At 54.3% G+C, this 17025-nt stretch carries 14 protein-coding genes; 9 read left to right on the top strand and 5 right to left on the bottom strand.

Going from position 1 to position 17025, the window contains the following annotated elements:
- Positions 1 to 38: 38 nt before the first annotated feature.
- Together OGY10_RS01020 and OGY10_RS01015 are read left to right on the top strand one after the other, a co-directional pair.
- A complete protein-coding gene (locus OGY10_RS01020) occupies positions 39 to 449 on the top strand; it encodes a CidA/LrgA family protein (protein ID WP_003826638.1) in 411 nt (136 codons plus the stop codon).
- Positions 442 to 1131: an LrgB family protein gene (locus OGY10_RS01015; RefSeq protein WP_003031745.1), complete on the top strand. Its 690-nt coding sequence runs from the start codon at positions 442 to 444 to the stop codon at positions 1129 to 1131. The genes OGY10_RS01020 and OGY10_RS01015 overlap by 8 nt, the downstream gene beginning before the upstream one ends.
- 45 nt (positions 1132 to 1176) lie before the next feature.
- Here the strand turns inward: OGY10_RS01015 and actP are convergent, their stop codons facing one another.
- The 3 genes from actP to acs all read right to left on the bottom strand — a co-directional run bounded on the left by actP (position 1177) and on the right by acs (position 5338).
- Positions 1177 to 2826, bottom strand: coding sequence for a cation/acetate symporter ActP (gene actP / locus OGY10_RS01010; RefSeq protein ID WP_008786931.1), 1650 nt, complete (start codon positions 2824 to 2826; stop codon positions 1177 to 1179).
- A complete protein-coding gene (locus OGY10_RS01005; RefSeq protein WP_003031750.1) occupies positions 2823 to 3137 on the bottom strand; it encodes a DUF485 domain-containing protein in 315 nt (104 codons plus the stop codon). The genes actP and OGY10_RS01005 overlap by 4 nt, the downstream gene beginning before the upstream one ends.
- A gap of 242 nt (positions 3138 to 3379) precedes the next feature.
- The gene (acs, locus tag OGY10_RS01000) at positions 3380 to 5338 is read right to left on the bottom strand and encodes an acetate--CoA ligase (protein ID WP_003826645.1); all 1959 of its coding nucleotides are present in this window, start codon (positions 5336 to 5338) and stop codon (positions 3380 to 3382) included.
- Between the two features lie 434 nt (positions 5339 to 5772).
- Here acs and nrfA point away from each other — a divergent pair, with 434 nt between their 5' ends.
- From nrfA to gltP, 7 genes are all read left to right on the top strand, one after another.
- Positions 5773 to 7209: an ammonia-forming nitrite reductase cytochrome c552 subunit gene (gene nrfA, locus OGY10_RS00995; RefSeq protein ID WP_003826647.1), complete on the top strand. Its 1437-nt coding sequence runs from the start codon at positions 5773 to 5775 to the stop codon at positions 7207 to 7209.
- Between the two features lie 44 nt (positions 7210 to 7253).
- Entirely contained in the window at positions 7254 to 7820 is a 567-nt protein-coding gene (gene nrfB / locus OGY10_RS00990) for a cytochrome c nitrite reductase pentaheme subunit (protein ID WP_003826649.1), read from the top strand.
- Positions 7817 to 8488: a cytochrome c nitrite reductase Fe-S protein gene (nrfC, locus tag OGY10_RS00985; protein ID WP_003031761.1), complete on the top strand. Its 672-nt coding sequence runs from the start codon at positions 7817 to 7819 to the stop codon at positions 8486 to 8488. The genes nrfB and nrfC overlap by 4 nt, the downstream gene beginning before the upstream one ends.
- The gene (gene nrfD, locus OGY10_RS00980; protein WP_286576051.1) at positions 8485 to 9441 is read left to right on the top strand and encodes a cytochrome c nitrite reductase subunit NrfD; all 957 of its coding nucleotides are present in this window, start codon (positions 8485 to 8487) and stop codon (positions 9439 to 9441) included. The genes nrfC and nrfD overlap by 4 nt, the downstream gene beginning before the upstream one ends.
- Before the next feature lie 8 nt (positions 9442 to 9449).
- Positions 9450 to 11663, top strand: coding sequence for a heme lyase NrfEFG subunit NrfF (gene nrfF, locus OGY10_RS00975; RefSeq protein ID WP_191227234.1), 2214 nt, complete (start codon positions 9450 to 9452; stop codon positions 11661 to 11663).
- Complete coding sequence (nrfG, locus tag OGY10_RS00970; RefSeq protein ID WP_191226527.1) at positions 11660 to 12271, top strand: heme lyase NrfEFG subunit NrfG; 612 nt, start codon at positions 11660 to 11662, stop codon at positions 12269 to 12271. The genes nrfF and nrfG overlap by 4 nt, the downstream gene beginning before the upstream one ends.
- Before the next feature lie 344 nt (positions 12272 to 12615).
- Complete coding sequence (gene gltP / locus OGY10_RS00965) at positions 12616 to 13926, top strand: glutamate/aspartate:proton symporter GltP (protein WP_020996087.1); 1311 nt, start codon at positions 12616 to 12618, stop codon at positions 13924 to 13926.
- 78 nt (positions 13927 to 14004) lie between these two features.
- Here gltP and yjcO read toward each other — a convergent pair whose 3' ends face one another.
- Positions 14005 to 14688: a Sel1 family TPR-like repeat protein YjcO gene (yjcO, locus tag OGY10_RS00960; RefSeq protein WP_048236335.1), complete on the bottom strand. Its 684-nt coding sequence runs from the start codon at positions 14686 to 14688 to the stop codon at positions 14005 to 14007.
- 91 nt (positions 14689 to 14779) lie between these two features.
- Positions 14780 to 16927: a formate dehydrogenase subunit alpha gene (fdhF, locus tag OGY10_RS00955; protein ID WP_081003612.1), complete on the bottom strand. Its 2148-nt coding sequence runs from the start codon at positions 16925 to 16927 to the stop codon at positions 14780 to 14782.
- Positions 16928 to 17025: the final 98 nt, after the last annotated feature.

The following is a 17025-nucleotide window of genomic DNA, read 5'->3' as shown; positions in this document are numbered from 1 at the left end:
CTATACTGGCGCTCTCTATTTTTTAAGGACATACCCTCATGGCTGTGGCGATAAGCCGCGTGACGCCTGCTGTCATTCACCGACTCCAGATCCCCGTTCAGGTTCTGTTGTACGCAGGTCTTTTTGTATTTGCTCAATATCTTGTCTCCTGGCTGCATCTGCCGCTTCCCGCCAACCTGGTCGGGATGGTGCTGATGCTGGCGTTAATTGTCTGTCGGGTTATCCCGCTGAACTGGATTCGCGCAGGTGCTCGCTGGTTACTGGCTGAAATGCTGCTGTTTTTTGTCCCGGCGGTGGTCGCCGTTGTGAACTACACGCAGCTGTTGCTGGTTGATGGCTGGCGTATATTTGCCGTGATTGCGATCAGTACGCTGATGGTGCTCGGCGCAACGGCGTGGGTGGTGGATAAAGTGTATCGCTATGAAATGCGCAGGCTAAACCGTGAGTAATTTCCAGCTAAGCGTATTGTGTCTGGTGATTACGCTGGGTATCTACTTTGCCAATAAGCGTCTGTATCGCCGTTTTCGTAAATTACCCCTGATGCCATTAGTTCTCACCCCGGCCCTGCTGGTGCTGATGCTGGTTTTCGGCCATATCTCCTGGCAAAACTATATTGGTGAATCGCACTGGTTGCTGTGGCTGTTAGGCCCGGCGACCATCGCCTTTGCCGTTCCGGTGTATGACAACCTTGCCGTGATTAAGCGTCACTGGATGTCGCTGACGGCGGGTGTGGTAACGGCAACGCTGGTGGCCGTCACCAGTTCCGTATGGCTGGCGCGCCTGTTTATGTTGCCTGATGAGATCCAACGTAGTCTGGCGGTGCGCTCCGTCACCACACCGTTTGCGCTGGCGGCGGCAGAACCGTTGGGCGGGCAGCCGGACCTGGTGGCATTGTTCGTGGTGGTGACCGGCGTATTTGGTATGGCGGTCGGCGATGTGCTGTTTTTACGGCTTTCCATTCGTGAAGGGATGGCGAAAGGCGCAGGATTTGGTGCAGCATCGCACGGTGCGGGCACGGCACGCTCTTATGAACTCGGTCAGCAGGAGGGTGTCGTTGCCAGCCTGGTGATGATGCTTTCCGGCGTGGTAATGGTGCTGGTGGCACCGCTGGTGGCGAGGCTGATGTTCTGAGGAAAGATATATTCCTCCGGCCCGAAAGCCGGAGGAGAAGGGAAGTTAGTGCGCGCGACCCTGTTCTACGCCGTATCCGGTCTGGGAACGGATAAACTGAGCACGGAACTGCTCGCGTTCGCGGTTACCTTCTTCTGAGTTATCGGTGGCAGAGAAGAACCAGATCCCGAGGAATGCTACGCTGATGGAGAACAGCGCCGGATACTCATACGGGAAAATGGCTTTTTCGTGACCGAGGATCTGGACCCAAATCGTTGGACCAAGAATCATCAGCACCACTGCCGTCAGCAGGCCTAACCAGCCACCCAACATTGCGCCACGCGTGGTCAGTTTCGACCAGTACATAGAGAGCAGAATGATGGGGAAGTTACAGCTCGCCGCGATGGCGAACGCCAGGCCGACCATGAAGGCGATGTTCTGGTTTTCGAACAGCACGCCGAGCACGATGGCAATCACGCCCAGCACCAGCACGGTGATTTTCGAAACCCGCAGCTCTTCACGTTCGGTGGCGCCTTTGCGGAACACGTTGGCGTACAGGTCGTGAGACACTGCCGATGCGCCCGCCAGCGTCAGACCGGCAACCACCGCCAGAATGGTGGCAAACGCCACTGCCGAGATGAAGCCGAGGAACAGGTTACCGCCTACCGCATTCGCCAGGTGAACCGCCGCCATGTTATTACCGCCAATCAGCGCGCCCGCAGCATCTTTGTACGCAGGGTTTGCACCAACCAGCATGATTGCGCCAAAGCCGATGATAAAGGTCAGGATGTAGAAATAACCCATAAAACCGGTGGCGTAGAACACACTCTTACGTGCTTCACGGGCATCGCTAACCGTGAAGAAGCGCATCAGGATGTGCGGCAAGCCTGCCGTACCAAACATCAGGCCGAGACCTAACGACAGCGCGGAGATCGGATCTTTCACCAACCCGCCCGGGCTCATAATGGCTGAACCTTTCGGGTGTACCGCCATCGCTTCGGTGAACAGATTATTGAAGCTAAAGCCGACGTGTTTCATCACCATAAAGGCCATAAAGCTGGCACCGAACAGCAACAGTACGGCTTTGATGATCTGTACCCAGGTGGTCGCCAGCATGCCGCCAAACAGCACGTACATCATCATCAGCACGCCAACCAGTACGACAGCGATGTGATAGTTCAGACCAAACAGCAGCTCAATCAGCTTACCTGCACCAACCATCTGGGCGATCAGATACAGCGCAACCACCACCAGGGAACCACAGGCGGACAGAATACGGATTGGCCCTTGCTTCAGACGATAAGACGCAACGTCTGCAAAGGTGTAACGACCCAGGTTACGCAAACGCTCAGCAATCAGGAACAGAATAATTGGCCAGCCGACCAGGAAGCCGAGTGAATAGATCAGCCCGTCATAACCGGAGGTAAAGACCAGCGCGGAAATCCCGAGGAACGATGCCGCCGACATATAGTCGCCCGCAATCGCCAACCCGTTCTGGAAACCGGTGATGTTACCTCCAGCGGTGTAGTAGTCATTACGCGAACGTACGCGCTTTGACGCCCAGTAGGTAATGCCGAGCGTAAAGATGACGAAAATCAGGAACATAATAATCGCCTGCCAATTGGTTGGCTGGCGTTGGACTGCACCGCTAATAGCATCCGCCGCGTTTGCGGCGAAGGGCAGCGTGGCGGCAAGCGCCGTCAGGACTCTCTTCATGATGCTTTAACCTCGTGCAAAACCGCATTGTTCAGGCGATCGAATTCACCGTTTGCCCGCCAGATGTAGATCCCGGTCAGGATGAAGGAGATAAGGATCACACCGACCCCAATCGGAATACCGCGGGTGACGCTGGTTCCCGCGTGTAGCGGAGTACCCAGCCAGCCCGGCGCAAAGGCAATCAATAAAATAAAGCTGATATAAACTGCCAGCATGATGATGGACAGAATGGTGGCAAACCGTTGCCGTTTTTCTACTAACTCCCTGAAACGCGCACTGTCTTCTATCCGCTGATAAATTTGGTCATTCATCACAGAGCTCTCCAGAGGTCCCCCTGCGTCTTTCGTGCTACAGGTTCGTTGGCCGCACTCGCCCACCCCAGTCACATAGTGAACTATGCTCTTGGGGATGTGCTCGCTTGCCGCCTTCCTGTAACACGAAATCCTTTGGGGGAGGTTTTTTATATTTCCCTCCCGGTGAAGAGAGGGTAGGGTCAGATTTGTAGGCCGGATAAGACGCTTTCGCGTCGCCATCCGGCATTTTCAGGACTTTGTTATGATGGCATCGCGATGGCCTGCTTCTCTTCGAGCAGTTTCTCCACGACGCCAGGATCGGCGAGGGTCGAGGTATCGCCCAGATTGCTGGTATCGCCCGCCGCGATTTTGCGCAGGATGCGGCGCATGATTTTGCCGGAGCGGGTTTTCGGCAGTGAGTCGGTCCAGTGCAGCACGTCTGGCGTTGCCAACGGACCAATTTCTTTACGCACCCAGTTGCGAACCTCGGCGTACAACTCAGGTGACGGCTCTTCACCGTGATTCAGCGTGACGTAGGCGTAGATCGCCTGGCCTTTAATATTATGCGGAATTCCCACCACCGCGGCTTCGGCAATCTTCGGATGCGACACCAGCGCCGATTCGATTTCAGCCGTTCCCAGACGGTGGCCAGAGACGTTCAGCACATCGTCCACACGTCCGGTAATCCAGTAATAGCCATCTTCGTCACGGCGCGCGCCGTCGCCGCTGAAGTACATATTCTTGAAGGTAGAGAAGTAGGTTTGCTCAAAGCGTTCGTGATCGCCAAACAGCGTTCTCGCCTGGCCTGGCCACGAGTCGGTAATCACCAGGTTACCTTCCGTCGCGCCTTCCAGTGGATTACCTTCGTTATCGACAATCGCAGGCTGTACGCCAAAGAATGGACGGGTTGCAGAACCGGCTTTCAGCTCGGTAGCGCCCGGCAGTGGGGTGATCATGAATCCCCCGGTTTCGGTCTGCCACCAGGTATCGACGACCGGACATTTTTCGTTGCCGATCTTCTTCCAGTACCACTCCCACGCTTCCGGGTTGATCGGCTCGCCAACGGAACCCAGGATACGCAGCGACGAACGGTCAGTACCTTCAATCGCTTTGTCGCCTTCTGCCATCAGTGCGCGAATGGCGGTCGGTGCGGTATACAGAATATTGACCTGGTGCTTGTCCACAACCTGCGACATACGCGCAGGCGTTGGCCAGTTTGGTACGCCTTCGAACATCAGCGTGGTTGCGCCGCAGGCCAGCGGGCCGTACAGCAGGTAGCTGTGTCCGGTTACCCAACCCACGTCAGCGGTGCACCAATAGATATCGCCCTGATGGTAATCAAACACGTACTTAAAGGTGGTTGCAGCGTAGACCAGATACCCGCCGGTGGTGTGCAGCACGCCTTTTGGCTTGCCGGTTGAACCGGAGGTATACAGGATAAACAGTGGATCTTCCGCGTTCATCTCTTCCGGTTGGTGTTCTGAGCTGGCTTTCTCGATAAGATCGGACCACCACAGGTCACGGCCTTCCTGCCACTCCGTTTTACCACCGGTACGTTTGAGGACGACCACATGTTCAACGGTTTTTACGTTTGGATTTTTCAGCGCATCATCCACGTTCTTTTTCAGTGGGATAGCGCGTCCGGCGCGTACGCCTTCGTCGGCGGTGATCACCAGGCGTGAATTGGAGTCGATAATACGTCCGGCGACGGCTTCCGGTGAGAAACCACCGAAGATGACAGAATGCACGGCCCCAATGCGGGCACAGGCCAGCATGGCAACCGCAGCTTCTGGCACCATCGGCATATAAATGGCCACCACGTCACCTTTTTTAATGCCTAAATCCAGTAGCGTATTGGCGAAACGGCAGACATCGCGATGCAACTCGCGATAGGTAATGTTTTTGCTTTGGGTAGCGTCATCGCCTTCCCAGATAATGGCGGTACGATCGCCGTTTGCCTGCAGATGGCGGTCAAGGCAGTTTGCGGCCAGGTTCAGGGTGCCGTCTTCGTACCATTTAATAGACACGTTGCCTGGTGCGAAGGAGGTGTTCTTCACCTGGCTGTACGGCTTGATCCAATCAAGAATCTTTCCCTGCTCGCCCCAAAATGTGTCGGGTTCGTTAACGGATTGCTGGTATTTCTCTGCGTACTGCTCCGGATTTATCAGGCAACGATCCGCAATGTTTGCGGGAATAGCGTGTTTATGTATTTGGCTCATGGCTTTTGTTCTCCTTGTAGGATGTTAATAATATGTCTCATAAACGTTAAATGTAGGGGCTTTGAGAGTTTTGTTTAGTATTTGCGCGGCAGATCACGCAATAAACGAATTGTGCAAATTAGCGACAAACTGAATTTTGAAGGGAACTAGCAAAAATTGATTAAATCTCGCGATAACATGCAGTTATCTAAAGGATTGTTGAAAAGGTGATCTGTCTCTGAATTAGACAAAAGAGTGAGAGATTAGAGGGGTGTTATAACTCTAAAGTGGTATTTTACATACACTTACAATTGATTAAAAACAACATTTTCAGTGTGGTTTCTTGTTACAAATAGGGTGGAGCAATGTCATGACAGTATTCGTGTGGTTGCTGTTGTGGAAAACAATAAAAGAACCGCCATTGCAGATAATGGCGTCATCTGGATGAGACCCCTATGGCAAGGATAAAATCACGCGTACGCCGTTTCTTCAGCCTGTTATTACCTTTATTATTTATTTCTGCTGTTCACGCTGAACAAACTTCTGTACCTGCAAAAACCGTCACCGTTGAAGCGAAGAATGAAACCTTCGCACCTCAGCATCCCGATCAATATCTCTCCTGGAAAGCCACGTCTGAGCAATCAGCCCGTGAAGATGCACTGGCAGAAGATCCGCGTCTGGTGATCCTGTGGGCGGGATACCCATTCTCGCGCGATTACAACAAACCGCGGGGACACGCGTATGCCGTGACCGATGTCCGTGAAACCTTACGTACCGGCGCACCAAAAACGGCAGAAGATGGTCCGTTGCCGATGGCCTGCTGGAGCTGTAAAAGCCCGGACGTAGCGCGTCTTATCCAGAAAGACGGTGAAGATGGCTACTTCCACGGTAAATGGGCGCGCGGCGGTCCGGAAATTGTTAACAACCTCGGTTGTGCGGATTGCCATAATACCGCGTCACCAGACTTCGCCAAAGGCAAGCCAGAACTGACCCTGTCGCGTCCTTATGCAGAACGCGCGATGGAAGCCATCGGTAAACCGTTTGAGAAAGCCGGTCGCTTTGACCAGCAATCCATGGTCTGCGGCCAGTGCCACGTGGAATACTACTTCGACGGTAAAAACAAAGCCGTTAAGTTCCCGTGGGACGACGGCATGAAAGTCGAGAACATGGAGAAATACTACGACAACATTGCTTTCTCTGACTGGACCAACTCCCTGTCTAAAACGCCGATGCTGAAAGCGCAGCACCCGGAGTATGAAACCTGGAGCGCGGGCATTCACGGCAAGAACAACGTGACCTGTATCGACTGTCACATGCCGAAAGTGCAAAACGCGGAAGGCAAGATCTATACCGACCATAAGATTGGTAACCCGTTCGACAACTTCCCTCAGACCTGCGCGAACTGCCACACCCAGGACAAAGCGTCCCTGCAAAAAGTGGTCGCCGAGCGTAAACAGGCTATTCATGACCTGAAAATCAAAGTTGAAGATCAGCTGGTTCGTGCGCACTTCGAAGCGAAAGCCGCATGGGATGCGGGCGCGACTGAAGCGGAAATGAAGCCGATTCTGGAAGATATCCGTCACGCACAATGGCGTTGGGACCTGTCTATCGCCTCACACGGCATTCATATGCACGCCCCGGAAGAAGGCCTGCGGATGCTGGGTAGCGCAATGGATAAAGCCGCCGACGCGCGTACCAAACTGGTCCGTCTGCTGGCGACCAAAGGCATCACGCATGAAATTCCGTTGCCGGATATCTCGACCAAAGAGAAAGCCCAGGCGGCGATTGGTCTGAACATGCAGCAAATCAATGCTGAGAAGCAGGACTTCATCAAAACGGTGATTCCGCAGTGGGAAGATCAGGCACGTAAAAACGGTCTGTTAAGCCAATAACCCCATTCCGCCCCGCAAGGGGCGGATAACTCAACGGAGTGAATATGAGCGTATTACGTTCGTTATTAACTGCTGGGGTGCTGGCGTCAGGCTTGTTATGGAGCCTGAGTGGAATCACTGCCACGCCAACGCCGCAGGAGTCGGATCAACGCTGGACGGTTACCCAACAGCGTAATCCGGATGCCGCCTGTCTGGACTGTCACAAGCCGGATACCGAAGGCATGCATGGTAAGCATGCGGAAGTCATCAACCCGAATAACAAACTGCCGGTCACCTGCACTAACTGTCACGGCCAGCCATCACCGAACCACCGTGAAGGGGTGAAAGATGTGATGCGCTTTAATGAGCCGATGTACAACGTGGAGCAGCAGAACAGCGTCTGTATGTCCTGTCACCTGCCTGAGCAGCTGCAAAAAGCGTTCTGGCCGCACGATGTCCATGTAACCAAAGTGGCGTGTGCCAGCTGTCACTCACTGCATCCGAAGCAAGACACGATGCAAACGCTGAGCGATAAAGGACGGATCAAGATTTGCGTCGATTGCCACAGCGATCAGCGTAACAATCCGAACTTTAACCCGGCGTCGATTCCGTTGCTTAAGGAGCATCCATGAGTTGCTCTCGTCGCCAGTTTATCACCGGCGTCGGCGCGCTGGTGGCAGTGAGCGGGACGGCGGGGCGCGTTGTGGCGAAGACGCTGAACATCAACGGCGTGCGTTACGGTATGGTACATGATGAGTCATTATGCATCGGCTGTACGGCCTGTATGGATGCTTGTCGCGAAGTCAACAACGTGCCGGAAGGCGTATCGCGTCTGACGATTATTCGCAGTGAGCCGCAAGGAACGTTTCCTGATGTGAAGTATCGCTTCTTCCGTCATTCGTGCCAGCACTGCGACCACGCTCCCTGCGTTGACGTCTGCCCGACGGGGGCATCGTATCGCGATGCCGCCAGCGGCATTGTGGATGTGAACCCGGACCTTTGCGTTGGCTGCCAGTACTGCATTGCCGCGTGTCCTTATCGCGTGCGCTTTATCCATCCGGTGAGCAAAACGGCGGATAAATGCGATTTCTGCCGGAAAACCAACCTGAAAGCGGGCAAACAGCCCGCCTGCGTTGAGTCATGTCCGACGAAGGCGCTGACGTTTGGTAATCTGGACGATCCCAACAGCGATATCTCCCGTTTGTTGCAGCAGAAAACGACCTACCGTTACAAGCTGGCGTTGGGTACAAAACCAAAGGTCTACCGCGTTCCCTTTAAATTTGGGGAGGTGAGCCAATGACATCCGCTTCTGCATTTCATTTTGAATCACTGGTGTGGGACTGGCCCATTGCCATCTATCTGTTCCTGATAGGTATCTCTGCCGGACTGGTCACGCTGGCGATTCTGCTGCGTCGCTTCCATCCGGAGGCGGGCGGTTCGGACAACACGCTGCTGCGCACTACGCTGGTGTTAGGGCCGGGGGCGATTATCCTCGGTCTGTTGATTCTGGTGTTCCACCTGACGCGGCCATGGACCTTCTGGAAACTGATGTTCCACTACAGCTTCACTTCGGTGATGTCGATGGGGGTCATGCTGTTCCAGTTGTACATGGTGGTGTTAGTGCTGTGGCTGGCAAAAATCTTTGAAAAAGAGGTGATTGCCCTGCAACAGCGCTGGCTGCCGCGGTTAGGTATCGTGCAGAAAGTATTGACGCTGATCGCGCCTTTCCATCGTGCGCTTGAGACGTTAATGCTGGTGCTGGCGGTCCTGCTCGGGGCGTACACCGGTTTTCTGCTGTCGGCGCTGAAATCTTACCCGTTCCTGAATAACCCGATCCTGCCGGTGCTGTTCCTGTTCTCTGGGATCTCCTCCGGCGCCGCGGTGGCGCTGATCGCCATGGCGTTACGCCATCGTAGCAACCCGCACAGCACCGAAGCGCACTTTGTGCATCGCATGGAAGTCCCGGTGGTATGGCTGGAGATCTTCCTGCTGGCGGCGTTCTTCGTCGGTCTGGCGCTGGGCGATGACGGCAAAATGCGCGCGCTGGCGGCGGCACTGGGCGGCGGATTCTGGACCTGGTGGTTCTGGCTTGGCGTGGCTGGGCTTGGGCTGATACTGCCGATGCTGCTAAAACCCTGGGCCAACCGCAGTTCGACGTTTCATGGCGTGCTGGCAGTGTGCGGCGCCAGCCTGACCGGCGTACTGCTGCTGCGTTTTTTTATACTCTATGCGGGTCAGCTAACCGTTGCGTAAGGTGATATCTGGACGTTCTCCTTCCTGAAGCCGGTTTTCTGGCGCTGTTATTAAGCCTTGGGGTCAACGTGTTGACCCCGCTTGCCGTGCTGGTGGGTGTCCGCCAGCGCTGGCAAGGGGTGATGCGGCTTGCAACGGTGGGCGTGTGGGCGCAATTTACCCTGCTACTGCTGGCTTTTGCCATTTTGGTATTCTGCTTTTTGACCAGCGACTTTTCGGTGGTCTACGTTGCTCAGCACAGCTACAGCCTGCTGCCGTGGGGATTAAAACTGGCGGCGGTGTGGGGCGGTCATGAAGGATCGCTGCTGCTGTGGGTGCTGTTTCTTTCCGGCTGGAGCGCGCTGTTCGCTTTACGCTATCGGCGTGATACCGACGCGCTGTTTCCGCTGACGCTCAGCGTCCTTTCAATGATAACGGCCCTGCTGCTGCTGTTTGTGGTGGTATGGTCCGATCCGTTCGTGCGCATCTTCCCGCCTGCCATTGAAGGGCGCGACCTTAACCCGATGCTGCAACATCTCGGGTTAATCCTCCATCCACCTCTGCTGTATCTGGGTTACGGTGGTTTGATGGTGGCGGCAGGCGTGGCGCTGGCCTCGCTGCTACGTGGTGACTTTAATGCGCAGAGCGCCTGGGTGTGCTGGCGCTGGGCGCTGCCCGGCTGGTGCGCGCTGACGCTGGGAATTATCCTCGGCTCCTGGTGGGCCTATTGCGAGCTGGGCTGGGGCGGCTGGTGGTTCTGGGACCCGGTTGAAAATGCCTCCTTATTACCCTGGCTTTCCGCCAGCGCGCTGCTGCATAGCCTGTATATCACGCGCCAGCGCGGAATCTTCCGCCACTGGTCCCTGCTACTGGCGATCGTCACGCTGATTTTATCGCTGCTTGGGACGCTGATCGTACGTTCCGGCATTCTCGTTTCGGTGCATGCTTTCGCGCTGGATAACGTTCGTGCCGCGCCGCTGTTTGCGCTGTTTACCGTGTTGAGTCTGGCGTCGCTCGGGCTGTACGCCTGGCGGGGCCAGCAAGTCCGGCAGAATGCGCGTTTTGGCGGTTGGTCACGCGAGATGCTGATTCTGGTTGCGCTGCTGCTCTTTAGTGCGGTGCTGCTGATTGTGTTGATTGGCACGCTCTACCCGATGATTTACGGGCTGTTCGGCTGGGGACGGCTCTCCGTAGGCGCACCGTACTTTAACCGCGCTACGCTGCCCTTTGGCCTGCTGATGCTGCTGGTTATCGTGCTGGCAACGGTCAGAAGCCGCAACGTGTCTTTCCGCATCCAGCTTCCGGCACTGCTGGCGCATGCCGGGGTGCTGGTGTTTGCGGCGGGGATCGTCTTTTCCAGCGGTAGCCGTCAGGAGATAAGCCTGAACCTGAGCCCTGGGCAGCAGGTTGAACTGGCGGGTTACATTTTCCGTTTTGAGCGTCTCGACCTGGAAGCCAAAGGTAACTACACCAGTGAAAAAGCGCAGATCACGCTGTGGCACAATGAGAAACGTATTGGCAGCCTGCAACCTGAAAGGCGCTTCTATGCCGCGCGCCGTCAACAGATGATGGAGCCGGGGATCCGCTGGAACCTGATGCATGACTGGTATGCGGTAATGGGTGAAAAAACCGGACCTGACCGCTATGCCATGCGTTTGTACGTGCAGACCGGCGTGCGCTGGATTTGGGGTGGGGGACTATTAATGGTCTTTGGCGCGCTGCTGAGCGCATGGCGAGGAAGGAAGCATCCAGAGTTATTGCCTGATGGCGCTGCGCTTATCAGGCCTACGAGTGAAAAGCATGGTAGGCCGGATAAGGCATTCATGCCGCCATCCGGCAAAACGATGTTACTTGTGGCTTTACTGATTTTTCTACCTTTTACCACCCATGCCCAGGTTGTGGATACCTGGCGCTTTGAAAATCCGCAACAGCAGGAACAAGCGCTGTCCATTGCCAGCCAGCTTCGCTGCCCACAGTGTCAGAACCAAAACCTACTGGAATCCAATGCGCCGGTAGCGGTCAGTATGCGCCATCAGGTTTATAGCATGGTGGCGGAAGGGAAAAGCGAAGCTGAGATCACGACATGGATGACCGAGCGTTACGGTGACTTCGTTCGTTATAATCCGCCGCTGAATGAGCAAACGCTGCTGCTGTGGGCGTTGCCGTGCCTGCTGTTATTGCTGGTAGGTGTGGTGGTCTGGCGAGTGAGAAGACGTCAGCATACGGAGGAAGGTGAACAATGAACCAGTCCGAACCGCTGTTACGCCCAATGCCTGTGAAGCGGCTGACCGCTGCGGCGGTGCTGATGGTTGTGGCCTGCATTGGAGGCTACTTGTTGACGCCAAAATGGCAGGCGGTTCGTCAGGAGCAAACGAGACTGGCAGACCCTTTACATGCTTTCTCCGATGAAAATGTTCAGGAAAAACAGTTGCTTTTGCTGCAATCGCAGATTCGCGCTAATCCCCAGGACGGCGTGAAATGGGCGCAACTCGGGGAGTACTATCTTTGGCAAAACGCGTATCATAATGCGCTGCTGGCCTACGAGCAGGCGCTGCGTGTCGGCGGTGAAAATGCTGAGATCTATTCCGCGATGGCAACGGTATTGTATTACCAGGCCGGACAACATATGACGCCACCCACTCGCGAGATGATTGATAAGGCTCTGGCGCTGGATCCGGCAGAGGTCACCGCGCTGATGCTGTTAGCCTCAGATGCGTTTATGCAGGCAGACTACGCCCAGGCTGTTTCAGTGTGGCAAAAGGTTATGGATTTAAACTCGCCTAGGGTGAACCGGGCACAGCTCGTTGACTCTATTAATATGGCGAAGTTATTGCAGAATCGGCAAAAATAAATTTGTTTTTTTTGTGATTTGTATCATTTGGCCTGTTTAAAAAACAGGCAAACGAACAAATGGGCGAAAAAAACTCACACCATGACTTCTTCATTTTTGAACATATTAAAATTCTTTTATAACAAAAAGTTATTCATCAATACCGCGATAAAATTGCATTTTTATGCATAAAATCAGCCAAAAGCCCTGTTCTTAGAGGGTTGCGCGGAATGCCATGCAGATGATAATGATAATAAGCGTTAAAAAACTCCATAAACGAACGCAACACAATTCATACCCTTTCAGTATGTACTATTCCCACACACCGCATGTGGAATAGCGCTCCATCGAGGAAGTCCGTTGTTATGAAAAATTTGAAAGTCAGCCTGGCATGGCAGATTCTAATCGCCATGGTGCTGGGCATTCTGCTAGGGAGTTACCTGCATTACCATAGTGACAGCCGTGAATGGCTGGTTGTAAACCTGCTGTCACCGGCGGGCGATATCTTTATCCATCTGATCAAAATGATCGTTGTGCCCATTGTCATCTCTACGCTGGTTGTCGGTATTGCCGGAGTCGGTGATGCAAAACAGCTGGGCCGCATTGGCGCCAAAACTATTCTCTATTTCGAAGTGATCACCACCGTGGCGATTATCCTTGGGATCACGCTGGCTAATGTGTTCCAGCCGGGTTCCGGGATTGATATGTCGCAACTGGCGACCGTGGATATTTCGAAATATCAAAGCACGACTGCAGAAGTACAGAGCCACGCGCATGGTTTGATGGGGACAATTTTGTCACTGGTGCCGACCAATATCGTCGCCTCGATGGCAAAAGGCGATATGCTGCCAATTATCTTCTTCTCGGTGCTGTTCGGTTTAGGCTTGTCTTCCCTGCCGGCAACTCACCGCGAACCGCTGGTGACCGTGTTCCGCTCTATTTCCGAAACCATGTTTAAAGTGACCCACATGGTTATGCGCTATGCGCCAGTCGGCGTTTTCGCGCTGATTGCCGTTACCGTCGCAAACTTCGGTTTTGCCTCCCTGTGGCCGCTGGCGAAGCTGGTGCTGTTGGTGCACTTTGCCATCCTGTTCTTCGCGCTGGTGGTGCTGGGGATTGTCGCGCGTATCTGTGGGTTGAGCATTTGGATCCTGATCCGCATTCTGAAAGACGAGTTGATTCTGGCTTACTCTACCGCCAGCTCCGAGAGCGTACTGCCGCGTATTATCGAGAAGATGGAAGCCTATGGCGCACCGGCTTCAATCACCAGCTTTGTGGTGCCGACCGGCTACTCATTCAACCTTGATGGTTCAACGCTGTACCAGAGTATTGCCGCGATCTTTATTGCGCAGCTGTATGGTATCGACCTGTCGCTGTGGCAGGAAATCGTGCTGGTGTTGACGTTGATGGTGACCTCGAAAGGGATTGCGGGCGTGCCGGGCGTATCATTCGTCGTGCTGCTGGCAACGCTGGGCAGCGTGGGGATCCCGCTGGAAGGCCTGGCGTTTATTGCCGGTGTTGATCGTATCCTCGACATGGCGCGTACCGCGCTTAATGTGGTGGGTAACGCACTGGCGGTGCTGGTTATCTCCAAGTGGGAACACAAATTTGACCGCAAAAAAGCGCTGGCCTATGAGCGCGAAGTATTAGGTAAGTTTGATAAGACCGCCTTGTAGGCCGGATAAGGCAACGCCGCCATCCGGCAACCTGCTCCGGGTTGCCTGATGGCGCTACGCTTATCAGGCCTACAACGACTACCCGTTGGTTAACTTATCAAACTCTTCGCAGCCGGTATCGAATCCTTCCGTACAGCTCAGATTCAGCCAGTGCAGTGCCTTCTGTTTATTCTTCACGATAAAACCCTGCTCACCGTTTAAGAACATCATCCCGGCCCAGTATTCGGAATAACCGGTGCGGGAGATGGCTGAGCTACGTTTGAAATACCACGTCGCTTTCTCATCGTCTGCGGGAATACCCACGCCGTTGGCGTAAATCAGCCCAAGCAGCATTTGCGCGTCGACGGCAGAATCATTTTCCAGGTCTTCGGAGGCGTTTTGCAGCAAGGTAATGGCTTTGGGGTAATCGGTGTGTCCAGCCTGAGTGTTGACCAGAATACGCGCCAGCGTAATTTCCCCGGTTTTACTGCCTGCCAGGGTCGCTTTTTCCGCCAGCGTTTTGGCCTGGGGGTAATCCAGACTGACCGGATTGGTAATCTTAATCTGTGCCAGCAATGCGTAAGCATCGGCATCACCATTGTCGGCGGCTTTTTGCGCCCAATATTCCGCTTTACCCAAATCGCCTGAGCTAAACCAGGTATCAGCGAGGAAATATTGTGCACGTCGATCTCCGGACTCGGCGGCTTTCAAAAACTGACTACCGGGCTCTTCGGCATGGACAAAGCATGTCATTAACACCATCAAGGCGAAAAGTCGTTTCATCTTATATTTAGATTTAGTGTAGGGAATGAACAGTATAGAGAGATTATTTGCATAAAAAAACGGCCTCCGAATGGAGGCCGTCAGGGGAAGCTTAACCCATCGCGCTTTCGCGCAGGCTGGCTTTCAGCTTGGTGTACTCATCAATGACATACTGCTCGGCAGCGCGCTGATCGGCAATGCGTTCAACGTTTACAGCACAGTACTTGTACTCCGGCGTTTTGGTAATCGGGCTTAAGTTCTCGGTTACCAGTTCATTACATGCGCCAATCCACCACTGGTAGGTCATGTAAATCGCGCCTTTGTTTGGACGATCGCTGACTGCCGCACGGGTAATGACCCGGCCTTTACGCGAGTTCACCCACACCAGCTCTTCATCCTGGATGCCCAGGCGTTCTGCGTCGGCGGTGTTGATCTGGGCATAGCCCGGTTCATCCGCCAGCGCGGCCAACGCCGCACAGTTACCGGTCATCGAACGGCAAGAGTAGTGGCCGACTTCACGCACTGTAGACAGTACCATCGGGTACTCCTCAGTGAGTTTGTCGATTGGCGCTACCCAGTCGCAGGTGAAGAACTGCGCCAGGCCGTTCGGGGTGTCGAACTTCTCTTTGAAGAGATAAGACGTACCCTGGTCGGCTTCTGAGGTGTCGCGGCAAGGCCACTGGATATAACCCAGTTCGCCCATTTTCTCGTAAGTGGCACCGTAGAAATCCGGGCACAGATGACGCAACTCGTCCCAGATTTCCTGGGTGTTGTTGTAGTGCATCGGGTAGCCCATACGGGTGGCGATTTCACTGATAATCTGCCAGTCCGTTTTCAGATCCCACTTCGGCTCAACGGCTTTAAAGAAGCGCTGGAAGCCACGGTCAGCTGCGGAGAATACGCCTTCATGCTCACCCCATGACGTAGACGGTAAAATAACGTCTGCGGCAGCGGCAGTTTTGGTCATGAAGATATCCTGCACGATGACCAGTTCCAGATCCTCAAAGCCTTTGCGCACTGCGGAGAGTTCAGCATCGGTTTGTAATGGATCTTCACCCATGATGTACGCCGCGCGTACTTCGCCATGCGCTGCACGGTGCGGCAGTTCGCTGATGCGATAACCGGTATGAGCAGGCAGACTTTCCACGCCCCAGGCTTTAGCGAACTTCTCGCGGTTAGCCGGATCTTTCACATACTGATAGCCCGGATAAGTATCCGGCAGCGCGCCCATGTCACATGCGCCCTGAACGTTGTTCTGCCCACGAACCGGGTTAACGCCCACGCTCGGCTTACCGAGGTTGCCGGTCAGCATTGCGAGGCTGGTCAGTGAACGCACGGTTTCCACGCCCTGATAGAACTGGGTAACACCCATGCCCCACAGGATGGCCGCGCTTTTCGCCGTGGCATACATACGTGCAGCCTGACGAATATCCTGCGCGCTAACGCCAGTGATATCTTCGACGGACTCCGGCGTGTAGCCTTCGACGATCTTGCTGTACTCTTCGAATCCTTCCGTACGGGAGGCGACGAACGCCTGGTCATACAGTTTTTCTTCGATGATGACATGACCCATAGCGTTGAGCAGCGCGATGTTCGAGCCGTTTTTCAACGCGATGTGCATGTCGGCAATACGCGCGGTTTCAATTTTGCGCGGATCGCAGACGATGATTTTCGCCCCGTTACGTTTAGCATTAATCACGTGATTCGCCACGATCGGGTGGGAATCCGCCGGGTTGTACCCGAAGATGAATACTAAATCTGTGTTATCAATTTCATTGATAGCATTACTCATTGCGCCGTTACCGACCGATTGGTGCAGACCTGCAACCGATGGGCCGTGTCAGACGCGAGCGCAGCAGTCAACGTTATTGGTACCAATAACGGCGCGCGCGAATTTTTGCATTACATAGTTGGTTTCGTTACCCGTACCGCGAGATGAACCGGTCGTCTGAATAGCGTCCGGGCCATACTTCGCTTTGATGGCGCTCAGACGACTGGCGACGTAATCAAGCGCTTCATCCCAGGAAACGGATTCCAGTTTGCCGCCACGCTGGCGACGGATCATAGGGGTTTTCAGACGAGGGGTCAGGATCTGGGTATCATTGATAAAATCCCAGCCATAGTAGCCCTTCAGACACAGGGTACCCTGGTTGGTTTTCCCCTGCGCCGCTTCAGCCCGGACGATTTTGCCGTTATCGACCACCAGGTTGATTTTGCAACCTGATGCGCAATATGGGCAAACCGTGACGACTTTTTTCATCGGTCTCGCTCCAGTTAATCAAATCGCGCATACGCGCTTGTCGTTTTTGTTATGCATCTTTTATGCCATGTTTTTATCAGGGGCATTAGTCGATATTA

The sequence above is a fragment of the Citrobacter sp. Cpo148 genome, assembly GCF_030332375.1.
GTDB lineage: Bacteria > Pseudomonadota > Gammaproteobacteria > Enterobacterales > Enterobacteriaceae > Citrobacter > Citrobacter portucalensis.
The sequence above is the reverse complement of the archived record's forward strand: the minus strand, read 5'-3'. Positions and strand labels throughout refer to the sequence as shown.